This window comes from Streptomyces sp. NPDC053474 (genome assembly GCF_044544845.1).
GTDB lineage: Bacteria > Actinomycetota > Actinomycetes > Streptomycetales > Streptomycetaceae > Streptomyces.
On sequence record NZ_JBITXV010000016.1, the window covers coordinates 67,005 to 83,207 of the forward strand.

Consider the following 16,203-nt stretch of genomic DNA (forward strand, 5'->3'; position numbering starts at 1 on the left):
TCAGGGCACGTCCGCGAGCGCCAGCTCGTGCAGCTGGTCCGGCGGGCCGGGCCGGGCGTAGTACCAGCCCTGGGCGGTGTCGCACCCCAGCTCCCGGAGCTGGTCGGCCTGCGCCCCCGTCTCGACGCCCTCGACCGTCACGGCCAGGTCCAGGCTGTGCGCGAGCGACACGATGCCCTCGACGATCTTCAGGTCGACCGGGTCGACGGGGTAGTGCTGCATGCCCTGGGTGAAGGCCCGGTCGAGCTTGAGGACGCTGACCGGCAGGCGCCGCAGGTTCGCCAGGTTCGAGTACCCCGTGCCGAAGTCGTCGAGCGCGATGTCGACGCCCATCTCGGCGAGCCGCCGCAGCGGCTTGAGCAGGTCCTCGTCGGCGCCGATCAGCGCGGACTCGGTGACCTCCAGGCACAGCGCGCCCGGCGCGAGCCCGGTCCGCTCCAGGATCTCCACGGTGTCGGAGACGAGGCCGGGGTGGGTGAGCTGGCACGGCGAGAGGTTCACGTTCACGCGCAGCGGGCCCGAGTTCTCGTGCCGGGCCTCCCAGGTGCGCGCCTGGCGCACGGACTCCTCCAGGACCCAGCGGCCGAGCGGCACGATGAGCCCGGTGTGCTCGGCGAGCGGAATGAAGCGGTCCGGGCCGATGACGCCGTGCTGCGGGTGCAGCCAGCGCACCAGCGCCTCGGCGCCGCGCACGCTGCCGTCCTCCAGGTGCACGAGGGGCTGGTACTCGATGAAGAACTCGCCGCGCTCCAGGGCCACCGGCAGCGCCGTCGTCAGGCCGTGCCGGGTGATGGCGCGGGCGTCGGCCTCGGGGTCGGCCAGCTCGTAGCGGTTGCCGCCCGCGTGCTTCGCGCGGTACATCGTGATGTCGGCGCTGCGCAGCACCTCGGCCGCGCCGCGCTCGGCGGCCGGGCCCTCGACGATGCCGATCGAGCCGCGCACGGTCAGCTCACGGCCGTCGATACTGATCGGCGTCGCGAGCGCGTTCATGATGCGCCCGGCCAGCTCGTCGACCTCCCGCTCCGTGTCGGGGCCCGTGGTCAGCGCCACGAACTCGTCGCCGCCGAGGCGGGCCACCATCTCGCCGGGCGCGGTCGCGCAGGCCTGGAGGCGGTCGGCGACCTCGACGAGCAGCCGGTCGCCCGCCGCGTGCCCCAGGCTGTCGTTCACCGTCTTGAAGCCGTCGAGGTCCAGGTAGCAGAGCCCGAAGCGGGCGCGCCCGCCGGCCGCGAGCGCCTTCTCCAGGCGTTCGAAGAACAGCGTGCGGTTGGGCAGTCCGGTGAGCGCGTCGTGCGTCGCCTCGTAGCGCAGGCGCAGATTCAGCAGGCGGCGCTCGGTGGTGTCCTCGACGAGCGCCAGCTGGTACTGCGGCACGCCGTCGGCGTCGCGCAGCAGAGAGACCGTCAGATTGGTCCACAGGACGGTGCCGTCGGGGCGGTAGAAGGCCTTCTCCACGCGGTAGTGCTCGCGCTCGCCGCGCACCAGCTCCTCGTACAGCTTCCACACGTGCGGGGAGTCGTCGGGGTGCGTCCAGCTGCCGACGTTGCGCCCGCGCAGCTGGTGCTCCAGGCCGCCGAACATCCGCACGAGGGCGTCGTTGACCTCCAGGACGGTGCCTTCGAGGTCGGCGATGCCGATGCCGACCGCGGCGCCGTGGAACACCGCGCGGAAGCGGGCCTCGCTCGCGTGCAGGGCCTCGGCGACGGTGCCCCGCGCGTCGAGCGCCGCCCGGGATATGGCCTCCTGCTCGGCGAGGGTGCGGGCGCGCAGGGCCCGCGCGAAGCCCGCGGCGACGGCGTGCTGGATGCGGGCGCAGCGGGCCCGCAGCTCCTCGCGCTCGCCCTCGGCGCCGCAGTACAGGACCAGATAGGCGTCCACCACGTTCAGCGTGCGGCTGAGCGCCTCGGGCTCGGTGCAGTGCGCCTCGACCAGGGCCGCGCCCACCGCCTCACCGGTGGCGGCGCGAAACGGCCGCTCCTCCAGGGCGTCGCGCAACCACCGGGCGAGCGGCCGCAGTTGCTGCTCGAACTCGGGCCGGGTCAGCGAGGTGGCGGTCACCGGGAAGAGCGCGCGACTCCAGATCGTGGCGAATCTGCGCAGTCTGTCCTCCGGCCCGTCCGGCTCCGCGCTCAACGCTTGCGCCCCACGCCGGCGAACCCGGAGAAGGCCCAGGGGTCCTCGGCCTCGCACTCGTCGTACGCGTCGAGTTCCGTGTCGGCCCGCCACTGCGGCATCGGCACGAGGCCGGGTTCCACCATGTCGTATCCCTCGAAGAACCGCGCGATCTCGGCACGCGATCGCATGATCAATGGATTGCGGATGTCCTTGTACACGCCGACGGCGCCGGCGGCCTGCTCCTGCGGAACCGGTATCCCTTCGTACGAGATGTGCGTGACGGCGAGCAGGCTGCCGGACGCCGTCGCGTCCCGCAGTTCTCCGACCGCCGCGTAGGGATCGTACGCGTCCTCGACGAAGTGGAGTATGGCCGCCAGGAGAAGCGCAGTCGGCCTGTCCAAGTCGATCAGTGCTCTGACCTCGCAACTGCCCAGGATGTCACGGGGTTTGCGCAGATCGGCGAAGACCGCGTCGACCCGGGGCTCGCCGCCCACGACCGCCCGGGCGTGCGCGACGGCGACCGGGTCGTGGTCCACGTACACCACGCGCGCCCCCGGGGCCGCGGCCCGGGCCGTCTCGTGGACCGCGCCGAAGGTGGGGATGCCGCAGCCGATGTCGAGGAACTGGTCGATGCCCGCCGCGGCGGCGAAGCGCACCACGCGGCGGGTGAAGGCACGATTCGCCTGAGCGATCTTGGGGAACCCGGGCAGGAACTCCATGGCCCGGCGGGCGGCGTCCCGGTCCGCCTCGAAGTTGTACGAGCCCCCCAGGTAGCAGTCGTTGATCCGGGCCGCGCTCGGCATCGCGATGTCGATGCCGGGCGGGGCCCAGGCGGGACGCTCCATCAACACTCCAAGGCATAGGCATCAGGCTGAGGCGAGCCAGTGTTCGAAGGTGAGGCTACTGATCGCCAGCCAAGGGAGCGAGTCAAACCGGAAATTGGCCGTCCGTTCTCGGTCACTGCCAGGGTCACTGCCGGTGGCACATGCCGTACGCATCCTGAGAAACGCCGAAGAACCGGCCCATTCCCTCCGTCACGGTACGGAAGGAACGGGCCGGTCGGCCGGGCGCGTCCGGGCTGTCCGGGCTACGGGGGTGGGGCGCCGGACGGCCCTGGGCGCCACGCGGCGGCGGCAGGGGCCTACCGGGCGGCGCGCACCGCCTTGCCGTCGGGGGCCGCGGCGAACCACGTGCCGCCCACGCCCTGGCCGTTGGTGTCGCCGGGCTTGGCGTCCCCGGCGAAGGTGTACAGCGGCCAGCAGTCGAGCGTCTGCTGCTTGAGCCCGTCGGGGCGGTTGAAGGTGACGAACCCCTTCTTCACGACGCCCTTGGTGTCGTTCTTGGCCACGGGCTCCACCACCGGCCACTTCTTGAGGCAGGCGCCAGTGCAGGCGGACTTCATGGGCCAGGCGGAGTCCTTGGTGAAGCGGTAGACCGTCATGCCGTTCTTGTCGACGACGATCTCGCCGAGCTCGGGGTCGTCGCGGGTGGAGAGCCCGGCCGGGTCGGCGGGCCGCGCGGCGCCCGCCCCGCCGCCGGGGGCCGCCTTGGCCTTCTTGCCGTCGGGAGCCGCCGCGAACCAGGTGCCGCCCACGCCCTGCCCCTTGATGTCGCCGGGCTTGGCGTCCTTGGCGAACCGGTACATCGGCCAGCCGTCGATGGTCAGCTGTTTGCCGCCGTCGGACCGGGTGACCTCGCCGATCAGCGCCGCGTCGACGCCGGGCGCGGCCTTCGCGCCCTTCGCGGGCACCACGGGCCAGGCCTTCGCGCAGGCGCCGGAGCAGTTCGACTCGGGCGGCTCGGCGGAGTCCTTGTCGAAGCGGTACAGCGTGAAGCCCGCGCTGTCCGTGACGACCTTGCCGAGCTCCTTGCTGTCCCGGACGGCCAGCTGCCCGGCGGCCTTCGCCCCGCCCTTGGCGCCCGCGGCGCTGCCGGAGTCCGAGCCGTAGCCGTCGTCCGAGCCGTAGCCGTCGCCCGCGGGTGCCTCGTTGCCCACGTTCTGGCCCTTAGGGGACTGCTCCCCCTGGTCCTGACCGCACGCCGTCGTCAGCGCCAGCACGGCCGCAGCTGTCGCTACGAGCGAGGCGCTCCGCCAGGTCTTCATCTCTCACTCACTCCCAGTGTCCGCTCGGGTGGTGCGACGGCCGCTCGCGTCACACATGGCCCTAGGTACGAGTGGGGCGGGGGAGAGTGTTCAAGACGGGTTCAAGATTCTTCGCGGGGCCGGTGACACGGCCGGTGGCCGCGGGACGCGCACGGCGCGCGGGGCGGCGCTCCCGGGCGACACCCCGGCGGGAACTCGCGTACGGCCGCTCCCTCCTTCAGCTGATTCATCCCAACAATGGTGCGCGAGCCGGGCGCACGCCCCTCATCATCTGCGTCGTGCCCGGATCTTCCAGGGGCTTCCTCGCTCCCGTCACACGTGTGTTCGCGCTGCTCGCGCTGGCCCTGTTCGTGGGCCTCCCGGCGGGCTCGGCCGTCGTCGTGGCCGACGCCTGCGCGTACGCCTCGACCGGCCCGGGCGGAACGGCCACAGCGTACGCGGGCAGCGGGAAGTGCCCGCCGCCGCCCACGAAGCCACCCAAGCCGACGCCGCCGAAGCCCACTCCCACCCCTCCGAAACCCACACCCACCCCGCCGAAACCCACGCCCACGCCCCCCAAGCCCACGCCCACTCCTACGCCGCCGAAGCCCACTCCCCCCAAGCCGACACCCCCGAAACCCACGCCTCCGAAGCCGACCCCGCCCGCGCCACCGCGGCCGGTGCCGCCGCCGAGGCCCGTGCCGCCGCCTCCCCCGCCGCCCACGCCGCGGATCGCCCCGGCGCCGCCCGCGCCGTCGGTCGAGCCGCCGCCACCGCCCAAGCCCCCCGCGCCCCGGCCGACGCCCTCACCCCGGCACTCTCCGCGCGCGCCGAAGCCCGTGCACTACCCCGCGTACCACGCGCCCCCGCGCAAGAGCCCGCCGCGCGACGGGGCCACCCTCGTCCAACTCACCCTGCTCATCACCGCACCCGCGGTGCTCGCCGTCGCCGCGCTGCGGCCGCGCTGACCGCCGGAGGACTCCTTGTCGGAATGGCTTGTTCTCACCCTCGCGATGGCTGCCGCGTGCGCCGTCGTGCTCCTCGTCGTCATGCTGCGACACTGGCGAAACTCCGCGGACACTGACGTATCGGAGACTCCGGACGTCATGGAGTACATGACGATGATGATCGGCGTGGTCTACGCGATCGTCCTCGGCCTGGCCATCGCGGGCGTCTGGGAGGCCCGCAGCGCCGCCCAGGACCACGTCCGCAACGAGGCCCAGGCGCTGCACGAGGTGCACGAGCGGGTCCGCGTCTACCCCGCCGAGGTCCGCGACCGCATCCGCGGCGACGTCAGGGCGTATGTCGGCCATGTGGTGACCAAGGAGTGGGACCAGATGGCCGACCACGGTGAACTCAGCCCGCGCGGCACCGCCCTGCTCGCCACGCTCCGCCACGACGTCACCGACTACGAACCCAAGTCCGACTTCGAGGCGCAGGCCTACCAGCCCCTCGTCGACCAGGTCGCCCTCGCCGACGACGCGCGCGGCGCCCGCGGCGACAGCGCCGAGGCCACCATGCCCGGGGTCGTCTGGTTCGGCCTGATCACCGGCGGGCTCGTGACCGTCGGACTCATCTTCGCCTTCCAGATCCGCCGCACGGGCCGCGAACTGATCCTCGCCGGTCTCTTCTCCGCCCTGATCGCCTTCCTGCTCTTCCTGATCTGGGACTTCGACGCCCCCTACAGCCGCGGCATCGCGGCCACGGCGGAGCCCTTCACGGCGCTCTTCCCGGGGATCGGCGGCTGACCGCCCCCGGCCCTACATCCCAGGGCGGCGGCCGCTGAAGACGCCCCAGCGCAGGCGCCGGGCAGCGGCCGCGTCCACCCACAGCGGCAGGTTGGCGAGCAGCCCGTCGACGTAGCCGGGGCTGATGACGGCGCGCAGGTCGGCCTCCTTGGCGCGCGTCTCGTCGGTGAGGCGGACGTAGTGGCGCTCCACCTGGTCGCTGTGGTCGGCGAAGTCGACCGAGCCCAGGCCGAGTTCGCCCAGGAGGCGCAGATAGAAGGTGGGGGTGGCGAGCGCGTCCACGCCGAGGCGGGACACGGCCGTGTGCAGCGCCTCGGCGGGCGTCTCCTCGTCGGCCATCAGGTCGGTGAAGGCCAGGGCCCCGCCGGGGGTGAGCACCCGGACCGCCTCGCTCAGGACGCGGTTCCGGTCGCCGCTGTGGCAGAAGGCCTCCAGGGAGCACACGGCGTCGAAGTGGCCGTCCGCGTAGGGCACGTCGTGGAAGGAGCCGGTGACGACCTCGATGAGGTCGCCGAGGCCGCGCGCGGCGTTGGCCGCGCGGTGCCGCTCGTTCTGGGCCTCGCTGAGGTTGAGCGCGACGACCCGGCAGCCGAAGCGGTCGGCCAGGTAGCGGGCGGTCCCGCCGTAGCCGGAACCGAGGTCCAGGACGGTCCGCTCCGGGCCTAGGGTGCCCTGGAGCCGGTCCGCTAGCTCCTGGACGGTACGCCGGGAGGCGTCCGCGATGGGCTCCCGCTCGTGGGCGTAGATGCCCGTGTGGATGTCCTCGCCGCCCCACACGATGTCGTAGAACGCGTCGACGTCCCTGGTCTCGTAGTAACGGCGCGTCGCGTCCTCGCCCGTGCCCGATGCGGTCACGTCACTGCCCATAGCGCTTGCCACCTCTCGCCGGTCGGCCCCGGGCCCCTTCGCGGGCCCCGCGGCCAAGCCTCGGCGTCTTCGCACCGAAGATCAACGAGGGCGAATCAGCCATGCCGAACGTCCCTCGGGGCGGCCGTCGCGGGGGTGGGCGCGCCGGGCCGGGACCGTCCGTTCGGGAGGCGTGAACGCCGGTCCTGCCCGGCCGCCCGGCGGGCCACCGGCGCGTCGCAGGGAAGTACCGGTGGCCCCGCCGCACGGATGCCCCCGCCGTCCCCCGTCGTGCCCCATCCGTGCGGCATATGCGTCATGAAACCCCCTCATGGGGCCGTCCGGGGAGTGTGTGCGCGGCGCCAGTTCGGGTGCGGCGAGCACACGGCGTGTGACCCGGGCGGCACCCCCGGGCGCGTACCGCCCGCGCGCCCGCCGCGCGCCCTGGCCCGCGCTCCCCCTCACGCCCCCGCCACTCCCGCGCTGCGACCGGGCCTTGACCAGCGCACCCTGGGGGGAGGCGGGCCCTGGACCGGGGCGGTGGCAGGAAGCGAGCGCGTGTGGAGCGGGTGGTGACGGCCGCGGGGCCGCTGGACTGGTCGCTGGTGGCCGGAACCGTGCCGGTCCTGCTGCGGGTGCTCGGCGCGCTGGGGCTCGCGGTGCTGCTGTGGTCGCGGGAGCGCCGGTGGTGGACGCGGCTGCTGCCCGCCGCGCTCGTCCTCGCCGCGCTGCTCGCGTTCCTGGTGCCGGTGGTGGTGGACGACTGGTGGCAGCCGTTCCCCGACGCGCTGCCGACCGACGTGGTGGTGTGGATCGGCGTGGCGCTCCTCGGCGTGTGCCTCGCCCTCTTCCGGATGCCGACGCTGCGCCTGCGCGGCCGGGCCGGGGCGCTTGTCGCCGGGGTGTTCGTGGTGCTGTTCGTCCTCTGTGAGGTCAACATCCACTACGACACCTACCCGACCCCGCGCAGCCTGCTCGGCCCGCAGGACACCGTCGGCTTCCGACAGGCCGCGGGCGGCAGGGAGCCGCTCGTGGAGGTGCCGCCGGGCACGGCGGTGTCCGAGGTCTGGCGGGCCCCCGCCGGGCTGCCCGCCAAGGGCACGGTGTCGAAGACCCCCGTCCCGGGGAAGCGGTCGCGCTTCGCCGCCCGGGACGCGTACGTCTACCTGCCGCCCGCCTACCAGGCGTCGCCGCGGCCGCCGCTGCCCGTGCTCGTCCTGATGGCGGGGCAGCCCGGCGCGCCGGAGGACTGGATCACGTCGGGCCAACTGCCGGACATGATGGACGACTTCGCCGCCGCGCACGCGGGTCTCGCGCCCGTCGTGCTCGTCGTGGACCCGCTCGGCGGCTCGTTCGACAACCCGCTGTGCATGAACTCCCGCCTCGGCGACGTCCAGACCTATCTCGCCGAGGACGTGCCGCGCTGGGCGGCCGACCACCTCCAGGTCGCCTCCGGCCGCGCCCACTGGGCGGTGTCCGGCCTGTCCAACGGCGGGACCTGCTCGCTCCAGCTGGCGGTGAACGCGCCCGGCCGCTTCGGCTCCTTCGTCGACATCTCCGGGCAGGACGAGCCGACGCTCGGCAGCCGCGAGAAGACCGTCGAGGCGGCCTTCGGCGGTGACGAGGCCGCCTTCGAGAAGGTCAACCCGCTGGACGTGCTCGCGCGCGAGCGCTTCGCGGACACCTCGGCCGTGTTCGTCGCCGGGAAGGACGACTCCACGTACCGGCCGCAGGCGCTCAAGGCGTACGCGGCCGCGAAGAAGGCGGGCATGAAGGCCGAACTGGTCGAGCTGCCCGGCGGCCACAGCTGGCAGGTGTGGCGCCCGGGGCTGAGGGAGCACCTGGGCTGGCTCGCGTCCCGGACGGGCCTGACGCCGTGACCGCGCCCGCGTGCGCTCCGGCCTGAGTCCCGCGCGCCCGCCTGCGCTCCGGCGTGAGTCCCGCGCGCCCGCCCGGCTTCACGCCCGGATTCCCGGCTGACGCAAAACGTGCTGGAAAAGCGGTGCCCGGTGGGTCAAATCACCCTGGTCCGTGGCGCGTTCGGCATGCCTTCACTTCGCCGGGCAACCCTCGAACACCCACGCCACGTCTGGTCCCACGAGGGCAACGCGGAGGCGGTGAATCCGCCGCCGCGCCTCAGCACCACCGATTCAGTTATCGCTTCTTGCAAGGAGACAGACATGGCTGCCATCGACGCCCCCGCCACCCCCCTGGAGCTGTTCCTCATCACCACCCTCTTCGACGGCGGCCACATCGCCCCGGCGGTGGAGGAGCTGCGCGCGGCCGGCCTCGGCGACAAGGTCGACTCGTGGATCAGCACGGGTGAGAACCAGCCCCTCACCGCCGACGAGCTGACCAAGGCCCTCGGCGACAGCATCGCCCGCATAGCCGCCATCCAGGGGCTCAGCACGGACGAGGTCGCCGAGAAGGCCGCGGCCGCGCTCCCGGTCACCTTCGACGCGCTGAGCCCGGAGGGCCAGGTCGTCACCCAGTAGGGCGCGCCGCCCCGCTGATGCTCCTGTTCCGCTGATTCCGGTCCGCTGAACGACCTGCCGCCCGGTGTCCGAGGCTCCCTCACGAGGGCCCGGCGCCGGGCGGTTTCCGCTGCCTGGGCACAGCGCGACACGCGCCCGTTCCCCTGTCCGGCCCACAGGCATGCCCCGTTCGCACGACAGCGATCGCGGCGCGTCCCCGGCCTGCCTAGCGTTCGACGCATCGAGGTGCGCATCAGGCGCCGGCGGAAGAAGGTCCGCGGCCGCTCCTCGGGGACCCGGAGGATTCGCCATGCGCGCGATACGCGTCGCCTCGGCCGCCCTGTTCACCACCGCCGCCCTGGCCCTCGCCGCCCCCGCGGCGGGCGCGGCCGTCGCGGGCGACGAGAACATCACCTCGTTCGGCTTCCGCGTCACGCCCTCCACGATCGCCGCGGGCGGGCAGGTCACGCTGACCGTCGACGGCTGCGACACCACCACCAAGGTGATCTCCGGCGTGTTCGACGACGTCACCATCCCCAAGGGCCAGTCGTCGGCCACCGCGCACGTCTTCTGGGACGCCAAGCCCGGCGCCATGTACGAGGTGACGTTCACCTGCGGCCAGGAGTCGGGCAGGACCGACCTCACCATCGCCACCGGCGGCGGCCACTCCAGCCCCGGCACGCACCACAGCAGGGGCGTCCGCGCGGGCGTCGGCGGGAGCGTCGGCGGGTTCGACGGGGGCCAGCTGGCCCTGGGCGGCGCGTTGATCGCGGGCGTGCTCGGCACGGCGTACTACTGGACGCGCCGCCGTACGGACGCCGATCACTCCTGACCCCTCGGGTCACACCGGCCCCGGAGCTCCGGGGCCGGGGCGGGCACGCACGGCCGACCGGCCCGGCGCGGAAGGGGACGCGCCGGGCCGGTCGTGTCTGGTCACGCCCTGTTCTCGGCCCGGCGCCGCATCCAGAACACGCCGCCGCCGACCACCGCGGCGGCCACCAGGGCCCCGCCGATCGCGATGTCGGTGCTCGTCGCCCCGGACGTCGAGCTGCCGCCGAGGCCGCCGCGGGCGGCGCCGTGGATGACGGTGAAGGCGTGCGGGCGGGTGAGCGGCTGCTTGCCGTGGCAGAGCGCGGTGATGTCGTAGGCGCCGGGCTCGGCGTGGTGGTGCACGGTGACGGTCGCGCTGGAGGTGGTGCCGCCCGGGACCTGCTTGAGGTCCGTCTTCGGGAAGGCGGGCGACTCGACGCTGCCGGGGTGGTCGCAGCCGTCGACGGTGACCGTGAGCTGACCGCCCCGCGCGATCACGCTGGGCATGGCGACGATGTTGCTGGGGCCCGCCCAGGCGGCCGCCGTCGGCGCGGCGAGGCCGACGACGGCACCTGCGGCGACGACGGCCGCCAGGGCTCGAGAGTTACGCATGGAATTCCTCCGCGAGAGGCACCCCGGGGAAACCATTCCCCGGTCGTTCGGCGAGAGCGCCCTCAGACAGACCCTCAGACGGCGTGCGTACAGCCGCATTTCGGGGATCGTCCGTCCTGGTGAGGGGACACGCCGGGGGGCGTCCGCGGGCGTGGTCATCACCGCAGGTCACGGACCGTCAGAAAAAACCTGCGGGCGGCGACTCGGATGGCGCAGACCGCCGTGGCCCGCCACCCGTTCGCGCCCGCCCTTTCGCACGCCGCGCGCGCTGCACTTAGCGTTTTCGTACGCGCCACGGACACGGCTGCGAACGCCGTGTCGAGAGGGGATAGGGAATGTCTTCGTCCCAGCCGTTCGAGCCCGCGAAGCGGCCTTCCGACGCCTCCGCGTTCGAGGAGTACGAGGAGTGCGAGGAGGAGCGGCCGCGCAAGCGCGCGCCGTGGGGCGCGATGGCGCTGGTGCTGCTGACCGGGCTCGCGCTGATCCGCAACGGCTCCGGCGAGTTCGACGTGGGCCCGCCGCAGCCCGCGTCGGCCGCGGCGGCGGACCGCGCGCCCGCCAAGCCCGGCGCCCCCGCGCCCCTGACGTTCTCGGCCGCCGACCGCGTGCGCATCAAGGCGATCCGCGTGGACGCGCCCGTGATGGCGGTCGGCCTGGACGCGGAGGGCTGGGTGGACGCGCCGCCGCCGGACGACCCGAATCTCGCGGGCTGGTTCACCGGCGCGGTGTCGCCGGGCGAGAAGGGCACGTCGGTCCTGGTCGGGCACGTGGACAACCAGCAGGGGCCCGCGGTCTTCTACGGCCTCGGCTCGCTCAAGAAGGGCCACCGCGTCGAGGTCCTGCGCCAGGACCGGCGCACGGCCGTCTTCGAGATCTACGGCATCGAGGTGTTCGCCAAGAACGACTTCCCCGGCGGGCGCGTGTACGGCGACACGGGCGCGCCCGAGCTGCGCGTCATCACCTGCGGCGGCGGCTTCTCGAAGCAGAGCGGCTACGACGGGAACGTGGTGGTGTTCGCCCGCCTGGTCGCCGTGCGCTGATGCACCGTCAGATACCGTCGGGCCCGGCCGCTAGAGCCGGTAGCGGCTCGGCACCGTGAGGTGGTATCCGGCGTCGAGCAGCTCTGGCAGGTAGCTGGTCAGGGCGTCGACGCTCTGCGTGCGGTCGCCGCCCGCGTCGTGGGAGAGGACGACGACGCCGGGGCCCGCCCCGTCCAGGACGCGCCGCACGATGGTGCCGGTGCCGGGCGTGCGCCAGTCGAGGGTGTCGACGGTCCAGGCGAGCGGCTCCATGCCGAGCTCGGCGCCCAGCTCGAAGGCCGACCGGTTCCAGGCGCCGTAGGGGGCGCGGAACCACAGCGGCGGGGTGCCGACGGTGTCGTCGACGACCGCGCAGGTGCGCTCCATCTGGTCGCGGATCGCGGAGCGCGCAAGGCGGGGCAGCAGCGGGTGGCTCCAGGTGTGGTTGCCGATCGCATGGCCGTCGTCGGCCATCTCGCGCAGCAGGTCCGGGTGGTCCGCGGCCATCTCGCCGCACACGAAGAACATCGCGCGGACGCCGTACCGCCGCAGGGTGCGCAGGATGGCCGGGGTGTAGCGCGGGTCGGGCCCGTCGTCGAAGGTCAGGACCATCGCGCGCGACCGGTCCGGCAGCCGCAGGATGGGCGCGCGGCGCACGGCGGGGCGGGCGGGCGCGGCGCGCTGCGGCCCGTGTCCGGTCATGGGCCGCAGCCGGTACGCGGAGGGCTTGCGGACGCGCGAGGCCTGCGGTCCCGCGGCGGGGGCGCCGGAGGCGGCGGTCCGCCCCGGGGCGGGTGCGCGCCGGTCGGCGGAGCAGCCGGTGGCGGCGGCGAGGCCGAGGACGGCGGCGCCGCGCAGCAGCGCGCGACGCCCCGGAGGCAGCTGATCGTCTTTCATGACTAATGCCTCGCATGGCCGAAGACCCAAGGGCCTCAGCAACACTGACGCGGCGCCCGAAAGCACCCGATCAGCCCCCTCGGCCAGGGGCAGCGCCCCGAAGGGGCGCGGGGCTGAGTCAATGTGCGGCTCCGCCGCGTGGACGCGACCAGCCACAACGCACCGCCAGACGAACGACGCCCCACACGCCAAGGCCAGCGCAGCGTCACCGGCGGCGGACCAGCGGGAACGGCAGCGTCTCGCGGATGGTCAGGCCGGTGAGGAACATGACGAGCCGGTCGACGCCGATGCCGAGGCCGCCGGTGGGCGGCATCGCGTACTCCAGGGCGTCGAGGAAGTCCTCGTCCAGCTCCATCGCCTCCGGGTCTCCCCCGGCGGCCAGCAGGGACTGCGCGGTGAGGCGGCGGCGCTGCTCGACGGGGTCGGTCAACTCCGAGTAGGCGGTGCCCAGTTCGGTACCGAAGGCGACGAGGTCCCAGCGCTCGGCCAGGCGCGGGTCCGCGCGGTGCTGGCGGGTCAGCGGGGAGACCTCGGTCGGGAAGTCCTTGTAGAAGGTGGGCAGCTCGGTCCGCTCCTCGACGAGCCGCTCGTACATCTCCAGGACCACGTCGCCGCGCCCGTCGTCGGCGGTGTAGGGCACGTGGGCGCGGTCGCACAGGCGGTGCAGGCCCGCCAGCGGCGTGTCGGCGTCGACCTCCTCGCCCAGGGCCTCGGACAGGGCGCCGTACACGGTCTTGACGGGCCAGGGACCGGAGATGTCGTACTCCCGGCCGTCCTTGCGGGCGACGGGCGTGCCGAAGGCGGCGGTGGCCGCGCCCTGGATGAGCTCGCGGGTGAGGTCGAGCATCACGTCGTAGTCGGCGAAGGCCTGGTAGGCCTCCAGCATCGTGAACTCGGGGTTGTGCTTGTACGAGACGCCTTCGTTGCGGAAGGTGCGGCCCATCTCGAAGACCTTCTCCAGGCCGCCGACGCACAGCCGCTTGAGGTACAGCTCGGGGGCGATGCGCAGATACAGGTCGAGGTCGTAGGCGTTGATGTGGGTGGTGAAGGGCCGGGCGTTGGCGCCGCCGTGGATCTGCTGGAGCATCGGCGTCTCGACCTCCAGGTAGCCGCGGTCGAGCAGGCCCTGGCGCAGCGCCTGGACGGCGGTGGAGCGGGCCCGTACGACGTCGCGGGCGGCGGGGCTCGCGACCAGGTCGAGATAGCGGCGGCGCACCTTGGCCTCGGGGTCGGCGAGGCCGCGGCGCTTGTCGGGAAGGGGGCGCAGGCACTTGCCGGTGAGCTGCCAGGAGGTGACGAAGACGGTCAGCTCGCCCCGGTCGCTGCGGCCGACCTCGCCGGTGGCGGTGACGTGGTCGCCGATGTCGGTGCGGCGCGTGAAGGCGTCCAGGACGCCGGGGCCCGAGCGGTCGCGGGTGAGGGCGAGCTGGAGGTCGCCCGACCAGTCGCGCAGGACGGCGAAGACGACGCCGCCGAAGTCGCGCACCAGCATGACGCGGCCCGCGACGGTGACCTCCTCGCCCGCCGTGTCCGGGCGGATCGCGGCCAGTTCGTGGGTGCGCCGCGCGATGCCCACCGGGTAGGGGTCGACGCCTTCGGCGCGCAGCCGCTCCAGGGCCCGGTGGCGGATGCGGATCTGCTCGGGCAGCGCCTCGACGGGGTCGAGCCCGGCGTCGGCGCCGCCGCCGAGGCCGAGCGCGGCGATGGACGGCAGGCCCTCGGTGGTGGCGGGCTTGGTGACGCCCCGGGTCTGGTGGCCCTTGCCCCACAGCTGGCGCAGCGAGGGCACGGAGACGAAGCCCTCGGCGATGCCGGAGGCCAGGCCGATGCGGGCGAGGGAGCCCGCGTCGCCGTAGCAGAGGAAGCGCGGGTACCACTCGGGGTGGTACTTGGCGTTGGAGCGGTAGAGGGCCTCCAGCTGCCACCACTTGGAGAAGAAGAGCAGCAGCTTGCGCCACAGGCGCAGGACGGGGCCCGCGCCGATGCGGGCGCCCTCCTCGAAGACGGACCGGAACACCGCGAAGTTGAGCGAGATCCGCCGCACGCCGAGCTTCGGCGCCACGGCGCACAGCTCGGCGACCATGAACTCCATGACGCCGTTGGGCGCGCTGCGGTCGCGGCGCATCAGGTCGAGCGAGATGCCGTCCCTGCCCCAGGGCACGAAGGACAGCAGGGCGAGGAGTTTGCCGTCGGGGTCGAGGGCCTCGACGAGGAGGCAGTCGCCGTCCTCGGGGTCGCCGAGCCGGTCGAGGGCCATGGAGAAGCCGCGCTCGGTCTCGGTGTCCCGCCAGGCGTCCGCCCTGTCGATGATCGCCTCCATCTCCTCGTCGCTGAGGGTGGCGTGGCGGCGGACGCGGGCGGTGGCTCCGGTGCGCCGGACCCGGTTCACGGCCTGGCGCGTGACGCGCATGTCGCGGCCGTCCAGGTCGAAGTCCGCCACGTGCAGGATGGCCTCGTCGCCGAGCTGGAGGGCGCCGAGTCCGGCGCGGGCGAAGGCCGTCGCGCCGTCCTCGGAGGCGCCCATCACGGCGGGCGCCCAGGCGTAGCGCCGGGCCACGTCGAGCCAGGCGCCGATGGCGTGCGGCCAGGCCTCGCGGTCGCCGACGGGGTCGCCGCTCGCCAGGCAGACGCCCGCCTCGACGCGGTAGGTCACGGCGGCCTTGCCGCTGGGCGAGAAGACGACGGCCTTGTCGCGCCGGGTGGCGAAGTAGCCGAGCGAGTCCTGGTCTCCGTAGACGCCGAGGAGGGCGCGGATGCGGGGCTCCTCGTCGCCGTGCAGGGCGGCTTCCATGCGCTGGGAGCGGAACAGGGTGGCGGCGGCGTTGAGCAGTGCGAGGGCGCCGAAGAGGCCGAGGAGGAAGTACAGCGGGCGCGGCGGTGAGCCGTCGAAGTAGTCGTGGCCCTGGAGGAGGCCGCCGCAGACCCGGTTGGCCGCCCACAGCAGCCGCTCGCCGCGCGGCAGCGTGCCCGGGAAGAGCTCGACGAGGCCCCAGCCGACGAGCACCGCGAGGCCGAGCCCGGCGGCGAGCACGGCGATGGCCCGCCACAGGGCGCCGCGGCGCGAGTCGGCGGAGAACTCGGCGCGCGCCAGGATGAGCACGACGAGGGCCACGCCGCAGACGACGAAGGACGGCAGCGACTCGCTCCAGTAGCCGAGGGCGAAGCCGAGGACGTCGAAGGCGACGAGGAGGCCCAGGTAGACCACCACGAGCCACCACGCGACCTTCTTGCGGGCCGCGGTGGCCGCGGCGAGCAGGAAGAGGAAGACGGCGTAGGCGAGGTTCGGGCTGACCGGCACGGTGAGCTGGTCGAGGAAGCGGATCACGGGCCGCAGCAGGCGCCGCAGCGGCGCGATCACGGCGAGCACCGCGCAGCACAGGCCGAGGGTGCCGAAGAAGGCCGCGAACACCTCGGGCACGCGGTTGAGGCCGCTGACACGGAAGCCACCGGGGCGCGTGCCGCCCGCGGGGCCCGGCTCCTGGACGGTGGCACTCATGGTCACGACTGTAGGAAAGGGCGGGGCGCGCCGCCCGTCGAACGGCCGGGGACGGTGGGGCCGCCGGAGCCCTAAGAGGCCGCCGCTCCCCGGAACCAGGTCC

General features: G+C 73.7%; 13 protein-coding genes. 6 read left to right on the forward strand and 7 right to left on the reverse strand.

All coding sequences use genetic code 11. The features are described 5' to 3' along the window. The 3 genes from ACIG3E_RS31880 to ACIG3E_RS31890 all read right to left on the reverse strand — a co-directional run bounded on the left by ACIG3E_RS31880 (position 1) and on the right by ACIG3E_RS31890 (position 4,219). Positions 1-2,133, reverse strand: coding sequence for a putative bifunctional diguanylate cyclase/phosphodiesterase (locus ACIG3E_RS31880; RefSeq protein WP_399623036.1), 2,133 nt, complete (start codon positions 2,131-2,133; stop codon positions 1-3). Then, positions 2,130-2,960 (reverse strand): SAM-dependent methyltransferase, encoded by an 831-nt coding sequence (locus ACIG3E_RS31885; RefSeq protein WP_399623037.1) that lies wholly within the window; start codon positions 2,958-2,960, stop codon positions 2,130-2,132. The genes ACIG3E_RS31880 and ACIG3E_RS31885 overlap by 4 nt, the downstream gene beginning before the upstream one ends. Before the next feature lie 296 nt (positions 2,961-3,256). Then, positions 3,257-4,219: an SCO0930 family lipoprotein gene (locus tag ACIG3E_RS31890; RefSeq protein WP_399623038.1), complete on the reverse strand. Its 963-nt coding sequence runs from the start codon at positions 4,217-4,219 to the stop codon at positions 3,257-3,259. A gap of 818 nt (positions 4,220-5,037) precedes the next feature. On the opposite strand from ACIG3E_RS31890, the gene ACIG3E_RS31895 reads away from it, so the two are divergent. Together ACIG3E_RS31895 and ACIG3E_RS31900 are read left to right on the forward strand one after the other, a co-directional pair. After that, entirely contained in the window at positions 5,038-5,166 is a 129-nt protein-coding gene (locus tag ACIG3E_RS31895) for a hypothetical protein (RefSeq protein ID WP_399623039.1), read from the forward strand. 15 nt (positions 5,167-5,181) lie between these two features. After that, the gene (locus tag ACIG3E_RS31900) at positions 5,182-5,946 is read left to right on the forward strand and encodes a hypothetical protein (RefSeq protein WP_399623040.1); all 765 of its coding nucleotides are present in this window, start codon (positions 5,182-5,184) and stop codon (positions 5,944-5,946) included. Positions 5,947-5,958: 12 nt separating this feature from the next. Here the strand turns inward: ACIG3E_RS31900 and ACIG3E_RS31905 are convergent, their stop codons facing one another. After that, positions 5,959-6,813 carry an SAM-dependent methyltransferase gene (locus ACIG3E_RS31905; protein WP_399623041.1) on the reverse strand — a complete coding sequence of 285 codons (855 nt, stop codon included), beginning with the start codon at positions 6,811-6,813 and terminating at the stop codon, positions 5,959-5,961. Positions 6,814-7,352: 539 nt separating this feature from the next. Here ACIG3E_RS31905 and ACIG3E_RS31910 point away from each other — a divergent pair. The 3 genes from ACIG3E_RS31910 to ACIG3E_RS31920 all read left to right on the forward strand — a co-directional run bounded on the left by ACIG3E_RS31910 (position 7,353) and on the right by ACIG3E_RS31920 (position 10,098). Further along, complete coding sequence (locus ACIG3E_RS31910; protein ID WP_399623042.1) at positions 7,353-8,672, forward strand: alpha/beta hydrolase; 1,320 nt, start codon at positions 7,353-7,355, stop codon at positions 8,670-8,672. Between the two features lie 300 nt (positions 8,673-8,972). Then, positions 8,973-9,287, forward strand: coding sequence for a YidB family protein (locus tag ACIG3E_RS31915; RefSeq protein ID WP_399623043.1), 315 nt, complete (start codon positions 8,973-8,975; stop codon positions 9,285-9,287). 289 nt (positions 9,288-9,576) lie between these two features. After that, on the forward strand, positions 9,577-10,098 hold the full coding sequence (locus tag ACIG3E_RS31920; protein ID WP_399623044.1) for a hypothetical protein: 522 nt from the start codon (positions 9,577-9,579) through the stop codon (positions 10,096-10,098). 101 nt (positions 10,099-10,199) lie between these two features. Here the strand turns inward: ACIG3E_RS31920 and ACIG3E_RS31925 are convergent, their stop codons facing one another. Further along, complete coding sequence (locus ACIG3E_RS31925; protein WP_399623045.1) at positions 10,200-10,688, reverse strand: hypothetical protein; 489 nt, start codon at positions 10,686-10,688, stop codon at positions 10,200-10,202. Positions 10,689-11,137: 449 nt separating this feature from the next. Between ACIG3E_RS31925 and ACIG3E_RS31930 the strand changes: the two genes are divergently transcribed. Next, positions 11,138-11,728 (forward strand): class F sortase, encoded by a 591-nt coding sequence (locus tag ACIG3E_RS31930; protein ID WP_399623136.1) that lies wholly within the window; start codon positions 11,138-11,140, stop codon positions 11,726-11,728. A gap of 30 nt (positions 11,729-11,758) precedes the next feature. Here ACIG3E_RS31930 and ACIG3E_RS31935 read toward each other — a convergent pair whose 3' ends face one another. After that, on the reverse strand, positions 11,759-12,604 hold the full coding sequence (locus tag ACIG3E_RS31935) for a polysaccharide deacetylase family protein (RefSeq protein WP_399623046.1): 846 nt from the start codon (positions 12,602-12,604) through the stop codon (positions 11,759-11,761). 205 nt (positions 12,605-12,809) lie between these two features. Next, positions 12,810-16,100 (reverse strand): bifunctional lysylphosphatidylglycerol synthetase/lysine--tRNA ligase LysX, encoded by a 3,291-nt coding sequence (gene lysX / locus ACIG3E_RS31940; RefSeq protein ID WP_399623047.1) that lies wholly within the window; start codon positions 16,098-16,100, stop codon positions 12,810-12,812. Positions 16,101-16,203: the final 103 nt, after the last annotated feature.